Origin of the sequence: Labrenzia sp. THAF35 (assembly GCF_009363595.1) — a bacterium.
GTDB lineage: Bacteria > Pseudomonadota > Alphaproteobacteria > Rhizobiales > Stappiaceae > Roseibium > Roseibium algicola.
The window spans coordinates 2,459,085-2,472,595 of sequence record NZ_CP045380.1; the positions used below are offsets into that span (position 1 = coordinate 2,459,085).

Here is a 13,511-nt window from a genome sequence, read left to right on the forward strand (position 1 = left end):
GGCGTCTCCCCGGTCCACCACCGATCCGAAGCGACAGGGCGCGAAATCGATGTTTCGCCACTTGCACCTGTCCGGACGCGGGCGAAAAATAAATGTCTCTAGAACTTAAGAACGTCAGCAAGCGCGTTGCAGGCATCACCCATGTCAAGGAAACGAGCCTGACGCTGCATCCCGGTCACTTCAATGTTCTGCTTGGGGAAACCGGCTCGGGCAAGACCTCGCTGATCAAGCTGATGGCTGGTCTCGACAGCCTGGCGACAGGGCAGATCGTGCTCAATGGCAAGGACGTGTCCCGCCTGTCCGCGCAAAAGCGCAACATCAGCCTGGTGCACCAGTTTTTCGTCAACTACCCGCATATGTCTGTCTTCGACAACATCGCCTCGCCGCTGAAGGTTGCAGGAGTTGCCAGGTCGGAGATCGAAGGCCGGGTGGAAGAAGCGGCCAAGCTGATGAAGCTGAACCCGTATCTCAACCGCAAGCCGCATGAACTGTCGGGTGGCCAGCAGCAGCGCACCGCGCTGGCGCGGGCCATCGTCAAGGAAAGCGATGCGGTCTTCCTCGACGAACCGCTTGCCAACCTCGACTACAAGCTGCGCGAGGAACTGCGCGACCAGCTTCCGGAACTTTTTGCAGGCCGCGGCGCGGTCGTCGTCTACGCAACGTCCGAGCCTGAAGAGGCCCTTCTTCTGGGAGGGCATACGGCCCTCATGACCGACGGCAACGTCGTGCAGTTCGGTCCGACCGCCGACATCTATCGCAAGCCGAAGGATCTGGACGCCGCCAAGGTGTTCTCCAACCCGCCGATCAATGTCGCTCCGGTGACCAAGCGCGGAGATCTAGTGATCCTGAACGAGGTCACGAGCTGGCAGGCCACAGGTGCTGCGTCGGGTCTTCGAGATGGCGCCTACACCCTTGCGATCCGGCCCAATCACGTGATGCCGGTGGCAAGTGCGCATCATACCGTGAAGCTTGACGGACACGTACTGGTGACGGAGCTCAGCGGTTCGGAAAGCAGTGCCCATTTCGACATGGACGGCAACGCCTGGGTCTCTCTGTCACCCGGTGTTCATCCCTATTCCGTCGGCGAGGTCCACACTTTCTACCTGGATCCGAGCCATTGTTTCTTCTTTGCGCCTGACGGCCAGCTGGTCGCCTGAGGAGAGGACATCATGGCACAAATCAAACTCTCCAATCTGCGTCACAGCTACCAGCCCAACCCGGCGAGCGATGCGGATTACGCGCTGAAGAAGATCGACCTGACGTGGGATGACGGCGGCGCCTATGCTCTGCTTGGCCCGTCGGGCTGCGGCAAGTCCACGCTGTTAAACATCATTTCCGGCCTGCTGGTTCCTTCTGAAGGCAAGATCCTGTTCAACGATCAGGACGTCACCTCGCTGCCGCCGGCAAAGCGCAATATCGCGCAAGTGTTCCAGTTTCCGGTCATCTACGACACGATGACCGTCTACGACAATCTGGCCTTTCCGCTCAGAAACCGCGGGCGGGACGAGGACACGGTCAAGCGCCGGGTCGCCGCGATCGCCGAAATGCTGGAAGTCAGCGACATGCTGAAGGTCCGGGCGGCAAATCTTTCGCCGGACAACAAGCAGAAGATCTCCATGGGCCGCGGCCTCATCCGCGAGGACGTCAACGTCGTCATGTTCGACGAGCCGCTGACGGTGATCGACCCGCATCTGAAATGGAAGCTGCGATCCAAGTTGAAAGAGCTTCATCAGCGGGTCAAGGCGACCATGATCTACGTGACGCACGACCAGACCGAAGCGCTGACCTTTGCCGACCAGGTGGTGGTGATGCAGGACGGTGAAGTCGTGCAGATCGGGACGCCAGTGGAGTTGTTCGAACGTCCGGCCCACACTTTCGTCGGTCACTTCATCGGCTCCCCGGGAATGAACGTCCTGCCCTGCGACGTCCAGAACGGCGCCGCGTTCTTCCGCGGTGAAAAGGTCGCGCTGGAAGGCCCGGTGACCGCCGCCGGCGACGGCACGGCGGAGATCGGGGTCCGTCCGGAATTCGTCAAGGTGTCTGCCGACGGTGCAGGCATTGCGGCGAAGGTCCGCAAGGTTGCCGATATCGGCCGCCACAAGGTGGTTGAGGCGATCGCTCATGACATGCGTATCAACGCCATTCTGGAGGGCGAAGCGCCCAATGCCGGAGACGACGTGATGCTCGACTTCAAACAATCCCAGACGCGTCTCTACAAGGACGGCTGGCTGGCGAGCCAGCCTGAGGGAGGGGCCCGATGAAAACGCAAAATCAACGCGCCTGGTTCTTCGTAACCCCGGTGCTCATTCTTGTCGCCTTCAACGCGCTCATCCCGATGATGACCGTGGTGAACTACTCCGTTCAGGAAACCTTCGGCGACAACCTGTTCTTCTGGCAGGGTCTGGACTGGTTCGAGCAGGTGCTTCGCTCGGAGCGCTTTCACAATGCGCTCGGACGGCAGTTCCTGTTCACTTTCCTGATCCTGATTATCGAGGTGCCGCTTGGTGTCGCGATTGCGCTGTCCATGCCCAAGAAAGGGTTCTGGGTGCCGTTCTGCCTCGTCACCATGGCCTTGCCGATGCTGATCCCGTGGAACGTGGTCGGCGCGATGTGGAACATCTTCACCCTGCCGGATATCGGTCTGCTCGGTTACTTCCTGAACCACACCCTGGGCATCTCCTATGACATGACCCAGAACCCGATCGCTGCCTGGGTGACGATCATCGTCATGGATGTCTGGCACTGGACATCGCTGGTGGTGCTCCTGGCCTATGCCGGTCTGGTTTCGATCCCGAACGCCTATTATCAGGCGGCGGAAATCGATGGAGCCTCCCGGTGGGCGGTGTTCCGCTTCATCCAGTTACCGAAGATGAAAACGGTGCTGACCATTGCCGTGCTGCTGCGCTTCATGGACAGCTTCAACATCTATACGGAGCCTTTCGTGCTGACGGGCGGTGGTCCGGGCAACTCCACGACGCTGCTCTCGATCGATCTTGTGAAGATCGCGCTGGGTCAGTTCGACCTTGGACCGGCAGCCGCCATGTCCCTCATCTACTTCGCCATCACGTTGTTCGCCTCCTGGCTGTTCTACACGCTGATGACGATGAACGATAACAAGTCCTGAGGAGAACCGTCATGCGCCTGAAAAGCCTGGTTCCCATCCTGTACATTCTCTTCCTGATGTTGCCGATCTACTGGCTCGTCGCGATGAGCTTCAAGACCACCAACGAGATCCTGTCAGGGTTCACCCTGTTCCCGCAGACCTGGACCTTCGCCAACTACATCGAGATCTTCACCGATCCGACCTGGTACTGGGGCTACATCAACTCGATCATTTACGTGACCATCAACACGGTCATTTCGATCACCGTCGCGCTGCCGGCAGCCTATGCATTCTCCCGCTATTCCTTCGTGGGCGACAAGCACCTGTTCTTCTGGCTGCTGACAAACCGTATGGCACCGGCCGCCGTCTTCGCGCTGCCCTTCTTCCAGCTCTATTCCGCCGTCGGCCTGTTCGACACCCATCTTGCCGTTGCACTGGCACACTGCCTGTTCAACGTGCCGTTGGCGGTCTGGATCCTGGAGGGTTTCATGAGCGGGGTGCCGAAGGAACTGGACGAAACCGCCTATGTGGACGGCTATTCCTTCCCGCGCTTCTTCATGACGATCTTCCTGCCGGCCATCAAGTCCGGCGTCGGGGTGGCCGCCTTCTTCTGCTTCATGTTCTCCTGGGTGGAAATGCTGCTGTCCAAGACACTTACCGCCGTCGAGGCGAAACCCATTGCCGCCGTGATGACCCGAACCGCTTCCTCCGCCGGTTACGAACTGGGTCTGCTGGCGGCCGCCGGGACCCTGACCATCATTCCCGGCGCCATCGTCATCTATTTTGTCCGTAACTACATAGCCAAGGGCTTTGCCCTGGGGAGGGTATGATGCTCGGTTGGATGGCCTGGACCCTGCCGACGGCTCTGCTGTTCGTCGGTATATTCTCCGCAATCGGGGTGCTGACTGCTCTGGAAGTGAAATTTCCCGGTGGCGCTGCCCGGCGCGGTGTCCTGGGACTGGAAACGACCCGCGGCGACCGCCTCTTCATCACCTTGCTCGGAACGGCCTATATCTTTCTGGCCTGGCTTGGCCTGGTGGGCAACCCGCTCTGGTGGCCGCTCGCCCTGAGCATCGGTTGGGGTGTCTTCTGCTTCTGGAAAGTCTGACGTGAATAAAGGCGCGCGGGTTTCCCGCGCGCTTCGTCCATCAGGTGGTCTCGATCAGGGGAGAAACCCGAACACCTTCGTCGACTAAAGACATAGTAATTTCCGATATTCTGGTGCATGAATAGATGCGTAAGCCACATCCATTCCGCAATCGGTGCAGGACTGTAATGAGAAAGCGTAAGAGCAACGAGTTTTTGACCGAAGTCGAACTGGAGTTCATGACCGAACTCTGGAAACTCGGCGAAGGTTCCGTGCGGGACATCCTTGCATGTCTGCCGCCGGAGAGAAAACTCGCCTATACGTCCTGCGCCACCATCATGCGGATCCTGGATGAAAAAGGCTTCGTGGACAGCCGCAAAGAAGGCAAGACATTCATCTATTCCCCTCGGCTGACCAGGGATACCTACCAGTCCCGATCTCTCCGAAACCTTTCAGAAAAACTGTTCGACGGCACGCCGGCGTCCCTCGTGGCCCGACTTGTCGATGAATACGAACTATCGGGAGACGATCTGGAGGAAATCAGAGCGTTGCTGGACAGGAGGAGGACAGATGACGCTACTTAACCAGATTTTCGATATCTATATCGATCTGAACATCACACTGGCCATTACCGCAATGGTGTGGCTGAGCGCCAAACTTCTGCTGGCCCGTTCCGGCAAGAAGGTCGACTTTTCCGTACAGCTTGGGCTGCTGAACGGCTTGTTCGCCCTGATCCTGCTAACACCCTTCGCCGTCATGGGCTACCAGCACATGCTGTCGGCGGAGGTGGTCCCCCGGACCATGTCCGTCAACCTGGCCGATTACGCCGTGTCGCAGTACCTGCGTGGCGGCATCGCCATTTCGGCGGAAGACTTTCAGTCGCTGCTTGGACTGCGCACGCAGATCAGCGAAACGATCCTGACCCTGTCTACAGGTCTGGGTGCCGGGATCGCTTTGGCTTTCGTGGCCGGGTTCAGCTATTTCGCGCTGAAGCTTGTCGTCAGCTTCGTCCGATTGTACCGGGTGCTCGCAACCTGCCATGAATGGCGGAGCAATGGCCGTGTGCTGTTGCTGCTGTCGGATCGCGCAATGGTGCCGTTTTCCGCACGTGGGCTGAGGCGCCACTACGTGGTCATTCCGTCCGACCTGCTGGCCGAGCCGGAAGACCTGAAGCTGGTTCTCAAGCACGAGTTCCAGCATCTGCGCCAGGGCGATGTCACCTGGGAAATCGGGCTTGAACTGCTGCGCCCGCTGTTCTTCTGGAACCCGTTCTTCTACATGTGGAAGTCGGAAGTCGAGCGTCTGCGTGAACTGGCCTGCGATCAGAAGGTCGCCGAAAATGCCCATGTGGACCTGAGGTCCTATTGCATGTGTCTGCTCCGCGCCGCCCAGGCGGGGATCCGCAAGCGCCAGGACAAGGAAGCGCGCAAACGTTCCGTCGGGATCGCAGCCGTTGCCCTTTTGGAGGTGCAGGACAAGCTGCTTCGCCGTTCCCCGGCCGCGAAACTGCGCCGCCGCGTGGAGGCCTTGCTGGAGACCAATCGGGTTCGTCCTCATTGGGGCGTTACCTGCCTGGCCGTGCTGCCCATGGTGGCGGTGGTTTTCCTGTCGGCACTATCGATCCAGAAACCGGCGGACTGGAGCCAGGACCGGCTGATGCTGTCGGCCATCATCAATCTGGAACGCCTGGAAACCAGAAACGGTTCGAACGGGCAGCAAGCCTATAATACCTTTGCGCAGCGCCCGCTGCGCTGAGTGATCCAACACTGCTCCGGGCGGAAAGTCGTCCGGAGCAGGAGCATATCCCCTCTGTTCTACAAAACGTTCGGTCTTGCTCAGGCGAGCGACCATGAGCTCCCGTTCGCGCTGTGCGTGCCTCGATTGCGGGTCATTCAAAAATATCCATCTGGAAATCATTCTCCATTCAGGGGATTACTGAACCGTGCCTGCACAGGGGCGGTGCCTCGTGGCTGGCGAGAAATGAAGGTCATCGTCGGCGGCGGTGTCGGGCAATCCAGAGATCTTGAGCGCGTGCAAGAAACAGGTCCATTGAGGTCAGCCAAATCCATACGGATCAGGGGTCTTGTCCAGGGCGTCGGGTTTCGGCCGTTTGTCTGGCAGCTTGCGAGGGGCCTGGGTCTTGCCGGTCATGTGCTGAACGACGGCGAAGGTGTGCTGATCGAAGCAAGTGGTGACGAGCGCTCGCTTGACCTTTTTCTGGGCCGTCTGCAATCGGACGCGCCACTGCTGGCACGTATCGACCAGATTGTTGTGTCCGATCTGGCAGGTGCGCCCGATGCCAGAGATTTCAGAATTCTGCCGAGTGAAGAAGGCAAGGTCGCCACTGGCGTGGTGCCGGACGCCGCAACATGCCCGGCCTGCCTGGCCGACATCCGCAACCCGGCCGACCGGCGTTACCGCTATGCCTTTGCCAATTGCACACATTGCGGACCGCGCCTGTCCATTCTGCGGCACATTCCTTATGACCGGGCCTCAACAGCCATGGCGGCCTTTGAAATGTGCCGGGCGTGCCGCAACGAATATGAAGACCCGGCTGACCGACGCTTTCATGCCCAACCGATTGCCTGTCCGCAGTGTGGGCCGAGACTCTGGTTTGAAGACAAAGACGGACGAGCTGTTGATGGCGATCCCGTCGTCCTTGCCGCCGAGCGGCTCGGGCGCGGTGCCATTCTGGCGATCAAGGGTCTTGGCGGGTTTCAGATAGCGGTCGATGCAGGCAATCAGAGCGCCGTTGAAAAGCTGAGGTTGCGCAAGCACCGCCCGGTGAAGCCACTCGCCCTTATGGCGCGGGATCTGGACCAGATCCGGGACTTCGCCTTGGCTGATGCAAAAGAGGTGGCGCTGTTGGAAAGCCCGGCGGCACCGATCGTTCTGCTTAAGAAAGCGGGCGCACCACTGGCGCCGGGTATCGCCGGTCCGTTCGACCGCCTGGGTGTCATGCTGCCGAACACCCCCTTGCACCATCTGCTGATGGCCAAACTCAAGGGGCCGATCGTGCTGACCTCCGGAAATCTTTCCGAGAACCCGCAGGAAACACAAAACGAATGTGCCCGGCACAACCTTGCGGGCATTGTCGACGGGTTCCTGATGCACAACCGCGACGTGGTCAACCGGCTGGATGACAGCGTCGTTCGCCAGGATCGATCCGGCGTTTCCATCCTGCGCCGCGCGCGCGGATACGCTCCGTCGCCGATCCGTCTGCCCATTTCTTTCGAGGGGGCGCCGAAGGTTCTTGCTCTTGGGGGAGAGCTGAAGGCGACCTTCTGCCTTCTCGACGGCCGCAATGCAGTTCTGTCGCAGCATATCGGCGATCTTGAAAACGCGCCGACCCTTGCGGACTACAAAAAGATGCTGAAGCTCTATCTGGACCTCTACCAATTCGAACCTGATATTGTCGCCGTCGATGCACATCCGCAATATCTGTCGACGCGGACCGGCGAAGACTTTGCTCAGGAGCGTGGCCTGCCGTTGGTTCGGGTGCAGCATCACCATGCGCATCTCGCGGCCTGTCTGGCTGATCAGGGGCAAGACCAGGCGATGCCCGGGAACGTTCATGCCGTTGTTCTGGACGGGCTGGGCTGGGGTGCGGACGGGACGGTCTGGGGCGGTGAAATCCTGCAGGGAAGCTACGGCGGCTTTGTGCGGCGTGGCCATTTCCGGCAAGTGCCGTTGCCGGGAGGAGAGGCCGCAAACCGTGAGCCGTGGCGCAATCTGGCAGCGCAATTGTTTACTGCCTTTGGAGTGAACTACCGCGTCAACCTGGTGGGAACCGGTCTGGAAACCAGGTTTGCCGGCCATCAGGCAAAGCTGCTTGATCAGATGATGCAGAAAGGTGTCAACGCACCGATGACGTCCTCTGCCGGGCGACTGTTTGATGCGGTGGCTGCCGCGCTTGATATTTGTCCGGACAAGCAAGGCTTCGAAGGTGAGGCTGCAATGCAGCTGGAGGTGCTGGCGCGAGCCTCCGTGGCTGCTGGCAAGGAAGGATATCCGGTGGAGGTGACGACGTCGGAGACCGTATTGCTGTCGTTCGACAAGGTCTGGCCAGCGCTTCTTGGTGATCTCAAATCCGGTGTGAAGCATGAGACTATCTCCGCGCGCTTTCACCAGGGCCTGATCGACGGCCTTGCGTGCGGCCTGTCGGCTGCAGGCGCAAGACCATCCGGCAAGGTCGTTCTTTCCGGCGGCGTTTTCCAGAACGCCTTCCTGCGCGACGGCCTGACCGAGAAGCTGGAAACCGATGGCTACACTGTTCTCAACCACAAAAGTGTGCCCGCCAACGATGGCGGTCTTGCGCTCGGTCAGGCGGCAATCGCGGCAAATTTGCAAGCGCCCTCAACCTTCGATGACTGATTTTTTGCCCTGACTGAAGGTCCTTGAACGCGCCTTGTTCAGCAGGATCGACTGATAGGCCATCGGGTACCATCTGCCCCGATTTTAAGCAGGTTGATCTTCCTCAAAGACGTTTTCCTGCAAGTCTGGAAGCGTGGAACCACTCGAAAATTTCACAGGTGTATTGCGGGTCGTTGCCATCATGTGCTGCAGTCCGGTTTGATCTCAAATCGATTTAGCGGCAGGGCGCAACACCAGACAATCGCGCTGGACGGAACGGTCATCGCCTACGCGGGTGCAATCTGCTTTGGGTATCAGGAGGGAGGGGCCATGGACAACGGGCACAAGACCGGGAACGGGGTCTCCACGGCCATCTGCGGAACCGCGCCTGTTCCTGCCGAAGAGATCGAAGCGATCTGCGCGCAATTTGGCAACGACAAGCACCGAATGCTCGACATCCTGCGCGAGGTGCAGGACCGCTACCGCTGCATTGCCCCGTCCACCATGGACCATGTTGCCGCCGCTACCGGTCTCACCCGGATCGAGGTGGAGGGCGTTGCCAGCTTCTATTCCTTCCTCTCCCTGGCGCCGAAAGGCAGGGTCACCATTCGGCTGTGTGACGATATCGTCGACCGGTTCTCCGGGGTGTCAGAGGTCGCCTGTGTTTTTGAAGAGGAGCTTGGGCTCAAAATCGGCGAAACCAGCAACGACGGTGCGTTTTCGCTGGAATACACTCCTTGCATCGGCATGTGCGATCAGGCGCCGGCCGCGATGGTCAACGACATCGTCCTGACGAAACTGACGCCGGAGACCGCGCGCAGCGCCGCGCAGGCGCTGAAGGCGGGCCGAAGCCCGGAGCAGTTGATCAGCGAAAGGTTCGAGGCGCTGACACCTTCCGAACGCGCCTTGCATATGGTCGACAACAACATCCGCCATGCGGGTGAAGTGCTGTTGGGGCCTGTTCCAGAAGACGCCGGGCTTGCCAAGGCGGCCACGATAACCCCGACGCAGATCATCTCCGCGATCGAGGAAAGCGGGTTGCGCGGCTGTGGCGGTGCAGGCTTTACCACCGGCCGCAAGTGGCGGTTCGCGGCCAGTGAACGTGCCGAGAAGCACTTCGTCATCTGCAATGCCGATGAAGGTGAACCGGGCACCTTCAAGGACCGGGTTCTCCTGACCGAACGGCCGCATCTCCTGATTGAAGGCATGACTATAGCGGCAAGGGCTGTCGGTGCGCGCGAGGGCATCCTTTATCTGCGCGGCGAATATGTCTATCTGCGCGAGCTTCTGCTTCAGGTGCTGGAAGAACGACGCCGGCGCGGTCTTCTCGGCAAGGACATTCTAGGCGTTAAGGGCTTTGATTTCGATATCCGCCTGCAGCTTGGCGCGGGCGCGTACATCTGTGGCGAGGAAGGTGCGCTTATCAGCTCCTGCGAGGGCCTGCCGGGCGAACCCAAGACGCGGCCGCCGTTCCCGGTCAACCGCGGCTATCTCGGGTATCCGACGGTGGTCAACAACGTTGAGACCTTCTGTCATGCCGCGCGCATTCTCGACAAGGGGGCGGCATGGTTCAATGCCATGGGGATGGAAGGCTCGCACGGCACCAAGCTCTTCTCCGTCTGTGGCGATTGCCTGAACCCGGGTATCTATGAACTGCCTTACGGACGCACGGTCCGGGAACTGCTGGCGATGGTCGGCGGCGAGGATGCCGCCGCGGTTCAGGTTGGCGGACCGAGCGGCACGATGATTGCCCGCGACAGCTTTCACCGCAAACTGACGTTCGACGACCTTGCGACCGGCGGGGCGATCATCGTCTTCAACGGAGAGCGCAATGTTCTGGAAATCGTCGAATACTACATGTCCTTCTTCGTGCATGAGAGCTGCGGCTATTGCACGCCCTGCCGGGTCGGCAATGTCTTCCTGCAGAAGGCGATCCAGAAGTTCCGCAAGGGGCTCGCGAACCCGGAGGACATCGACTACCTCAAGGACCTCTCCGGTACGATCATCGAGACCAGCCGCTGCGGTCTCGGCATGACGTCTCCCAACCCGGTTCTCACCACCTTGAAGAACTTTCCGCTGGTCTATTCGGCGGTGATCAAGCCGAGCAAGGACGGCATCCGCGATACGTTCGACATCCAGTCGGCCATCGACGGGGCACGCAAGATCGCCAAGCGCCGCTCCTATATCTTCGACAAGGATTTCACCCAATGAGCGGCACGAAGAGAGAGACCGGCTTCACCTTCACCATCGACGGGGTGGAGATCACCGCCTACGCGGGCCAGACCATCATGGAAGCGGCCGACGAGGCCGGGGTCTATATCCCGCGCCTGTGCGATCACGAAGGCCTGCGCCATCAGGGCAGTTGCCGGGTCTGCACGGTGAAGGCGGGCGGGCGCAGCGTTGCCGCCTGCACCCAGCCGGCGGCACCGGGGCAGGCGGTGGAAAACGAGACACCGCATCTAACCAAGATGCGCCGCGACCTGGTTGAAATGCTGTTTCACGAGGGCAATCACCTTTGCCCGATCTGCGAGGCCAGTGGCAATTGCGAGCTTCAGGCCATGGCCTACAGGCTGGACATGACGGAAGCCACCAGGTTTCCCTATCTGGAACCGTGCCGTGCTTTGGACGCATCCCATCCCGACATCGCGCTGGACACCAACCGCTGCATTTCCTGCGGGCGCTGCATCCGCGCGTCCCAGGACGTCGATGGCAAGGGCATCTTCGGTTATGTCGGCCGCGGCATTCACCGCCGTGTGGCAGTCAACGGCGAGAACCTTGCCGATACCGATGCCGAGGTGACCGATCACGCGATTTCGGCGGAGGTCTGCCCGGTTGGCTGCATCATCCGCAAGCGCGTCGGCTTCGCCGTTCCCATCGGCGAGCGGGAATTCGACCATGGCCTGATCGGTCACGACATTGAGGAGAAGCGCAAATGAGCGAGCTGCCCAAGGCCCGGATCGCGACCGCTTCTCTTGCCGGCTGTTTCGGCTGTCACATGGCGATCCTGGATATCGACGAGCGCCTGATCGAGCTGATGCAGCTTGTCGATGTCGACCGCTCGCCACTTACCGACAAGAAGCGCTTCACCCAGCGGTGCGACATCGGCATCATCGAAGGCGGCTGCTGCAACGAGGAAAACGTGCATGTGCTGCATGACTTCCGGCGCAACTGCGATGTGCTGATCGCGCTCGGCCAATGCGCGATCATGGGTGGGCTGCCGGCCATGCGCAACGCGATCATGCATTCCGATGCGCCGCTGCGCGAGTGTCTGGACGAGGCCTATATCACCGGCAAATACATCCGCAACACGACCCACAACGTGCCCAACGACCCGGCTCTGCCGCTGCTTCTGGACGAGGTTTATCCGTGTTCCCAGGTGGTGGAGATCGACTACCAGATCCCCGGCTGTGCACCCAGTGGGGACATCATCTTCGACACGCTTTCCAAGCTGCTGACCGGCAAGTTCCGGGGCTTCGAGCGTGAAATGATCAAGTTCGACTGAGGGTGATGGCGATGACTGAACCCAGACTGATTGAAATCTCTCCCGTCACCCGCGTGGAAGGCCACGGCAAGGTGACGATCCACCTCAATGCGGAAAACGAGGTGGATGAAGCCCGGCTGCACATTGTCGAATTCCGCGGCTTCGAGCGGTTCATTCGAGGCCGGCTGATGTGGGAAGTGCCGGTGATCGTGCAGCGGCTTTGCGGCATCTGCCCTGTCAGCCACCATCTGGCGGCAGCGAAAGCCATGGACATGATCGCCGGTGTCGACCAGTTGACGCCGACGGCGGAAAAGATGCGCCGGCTGATGCATTACGGCCAGGTGATGCAGTCCCACGTGCTGCACTTCTTCCACCTGGCAGCGCCCGATCTGCTGTTCGGCTTCGGTGCGCCTGCGGAAAAGCGCAACATCTTCGAGGTGATCAAGGAGAAACCGGAACTTGGCAAGCGCGCCGTCCTGATGCGCAAATACGGGCAGGAGATCATCGAGGCGACGGCGGGCAAGAAGGTACACGGCACCGGCGCCATTCCCGGTGGTATCAACCGCAACCTGCCCATCGAACGGCGGGATCATTTTCTTGCCTCGGTGGACCAGATGATCGAATGGTCCCTGGATGCGGTGAAACTCGCCAGGAACTACACGCTGGAGCATGAAGACCTGGTCGCCGAGTTCGGTTCGTTCCCCTCCAACTACATGTCACTGGTGCGCGAGAGCGACGGTGCGCTTGATCTCTATCACGGCAACCTGCGGGCTCTCAGTTCCACCGGAGACATGATCTTCGATCAGGTGCCTTACACGAAATATCACGAGCTGATTGTCGAGGACGTGCGCTCCTGGTCGTACATGAAATTCCCCTTCATCACGACGCTTGGGCCTGACGCCGGCTGGTATCGGGTCGGGCCATTGGCACGCATGAACACGGCTGCCTTCATCGACACGCCACTTGCCGATGCCGCCCTGAAAGACCTCAAGGCCGTGACGTGCGGTACGCCGAACAATTCCACACTGGCCAATCACTGGGCTCGGATGATCGAGGTTCTGCATTGCGTGGAGAAGATCCGGGAGCTTCTGAACGACCAGGATCTGCAAGGGACGGACCTGATTGCCAAGGGGGACCGGCGCGAGGAAGGCATCGGGGTGATCGAGGCTCCGCGTGGCAACCTCATTCACCACTACAAGGTCGATGAACATGACCAGGTGACCTATTGCAACCTGATCGTCTCCACGACCCATAACAACGAGGGCATGAACCGTGCGGTGAAGGATGTCGCGGTCAAGCATCTTTCCGGCAAGGAGCAGATTACCGAGGGCATGCTCAACCATGTCGAAGTCGCGATCCGCGCCTATGATCCATGCCTTTCGTGCGCCACCCACGCTCTCGGCCAGATGCCGCTGCAGGTGGAGCTTTTCAATGCGGATGGTGCGTTGGTCGACAGCCGGACGCAGTGTGTGTGAGCGTGGGGAGGT

General features: G+C 60.1%; 12 protein-coding genes. All 12 read left to right on the forward strand.

Going from position 1 to position 13,511, the window contains the following annotated elements; genetic code table 11:
• Positions 1-92 precede the first annotated feature (92 nt).
• Positions 93-1,157, forward strand: coding sequence for an ABC transporter ATP-binding protein (locus FIU93_RS11205; RefSeq protein WP_062487252.1), 1,065 nt, complete (start codon positions 93-95; stop codon positions 1,155-1,157).
• 12 nt (positions 1,158-1,169) lie between these two features.
• Positions 1,170-2,261 (forward strand): ABC transporter ATP-binding protein, encoded by a 1,092-nt coding sequence (locus FIU93_RS11210; protein WP_062487254.1) that lies wholly within the window; start codon positions 1,170-1,172, stop codon positions 2,259-2,261.
• The gene (locus FIU93_RS11215; RefSeq protein WP_023003068.1) at positions 2,258-3,124 is read left to right on the forward strand and encodes a sugar ABC transporter permease; all 867 of its coding nucleotides are present in this window, start codon (positions 2,258-2,260) and stop codon (positions 3,122-3,124) included. Before FIU93_RS11210 ends, FIU93_RS11215 begins: the two co-directional genes overlap by 4 nt.
• Positions 3,125-3,135: 11 nt before the next feature.
• Positions 3,136-3,933: a carbohydrate ABC transporter permease gene (locus FIU93_RS11220; protein ID WP_023003069.1), complete on the forward strand. Its 798-nt coding sequence runs from the start codon at positions 3,136-3,138 to the stop codon at positions 3,931-3,933.
• On the forward strand, positions 3,930-4,211 hold the full coding sequence (locus FIU93_RS11225; RefSeq protein WP_023003070.1) for a DUF2160 domain-containing protein: 282 nt from the start codon (positions 3,930-3,932) through the stop codon (positions 4,209-4,211). The genes FIU93_RS11220 and FIU93_RS11225 overlap by 4 nt, the downstream gene beginning before the upstream one ends.
• 167 nt (positions 4,212-4,378) lie before the next feature.
• Positions 4,379-4,774, forward strand: a complete 396-nt coding sequence (locus tag FIU93_RS11230; protein ID WP_023003071.1) for a BlaI/MecI/CopY family transcriptional regulator — start codon at positions 4,379-4,381, stop codon at positions 4,772-4,774.
• A complete protein-coding gene (locus tag FIU93_RS11235) occupies positions 4,761-5,945 on the forward strand; it encodes a M56 family metallopeptidase (protein ID WP_023003072.1) in 1,185 nt (394 codons plus the stop codon). The genes FIU93_RS11230 and FIU93_RS11235 overlap by 14 nt, the downstream gene beginning before the upstream one ends.
• Before the next feature lie 225 nt (positions 5,946-6,170).
• Positions 6,171-8,564 (forward strand): carbamoyltransferase HypF, encoded by a 2,394-nt coding sequence (hypF, locus tag FIU93_RS11240; protein ID WP_152505611.1) that lies wholly within the window; start codon positions 6,171-6,173, stop codon positions 8,562-8,564.
• A 309-nt stretch (positions 8,565-8,873) separates the two neighbouring features.
• On the forward strand, positions 8,874-10,754 hold the full coding sequence (locus FIU93_RS11245; RefSeq protein ID WP_152505612.1) for an NAD(P)H-dependent oxidoreductase subunit E: 1,881 nt from the start codon (positions 8,874-8,876) through the stop codon (positions 10,752-10,754).
• Complete coding sequence (locus FIU93_RS11250) at positions 10,751-11,479, forward strand: 2Fe-2S iron-sulfur cluster-binding protein (protein WP_023003076.1); 729 nt, start codon at positions 10,751-10,753, stop codon at positions 11,477-11,479. Before FIU93_RS11245 ends, FIU93_RS11250 begins: the two co-directional genes overlap by 4 nt.
• Complete coding sequence (locus FIU93_RS11255) at positions 11,476-12,045, forward strand: NADP oxidoreductase (RefSeq protein WP_055656289.1); 570 nt, start codon at positions 11,476-11,478, stop codon at positions 12,043-12,045. The genes FIU93_RS11250 and FIU93_RS11255 overlap by 4 nt, the downstream gene beginning before the upstream one ends.
• Positions 12,046-12,056: 11 nt before the next feature.
• The gene (locus FIU93_RS11260) at positions 12,057-13,499 is read left to right on the forward strand and encodes a Ni/Fe hydrogenase subunit alpha (RefSeq protein ID WP_152505613.1); all 1,443 of its coding nucleotides are present in this window, start codon (positions 12,057-12,059) and stop codon (positions 13,497-13,499) included.
• Positions 13,500-13,511 lie beyond the last annotated feature (12 nt).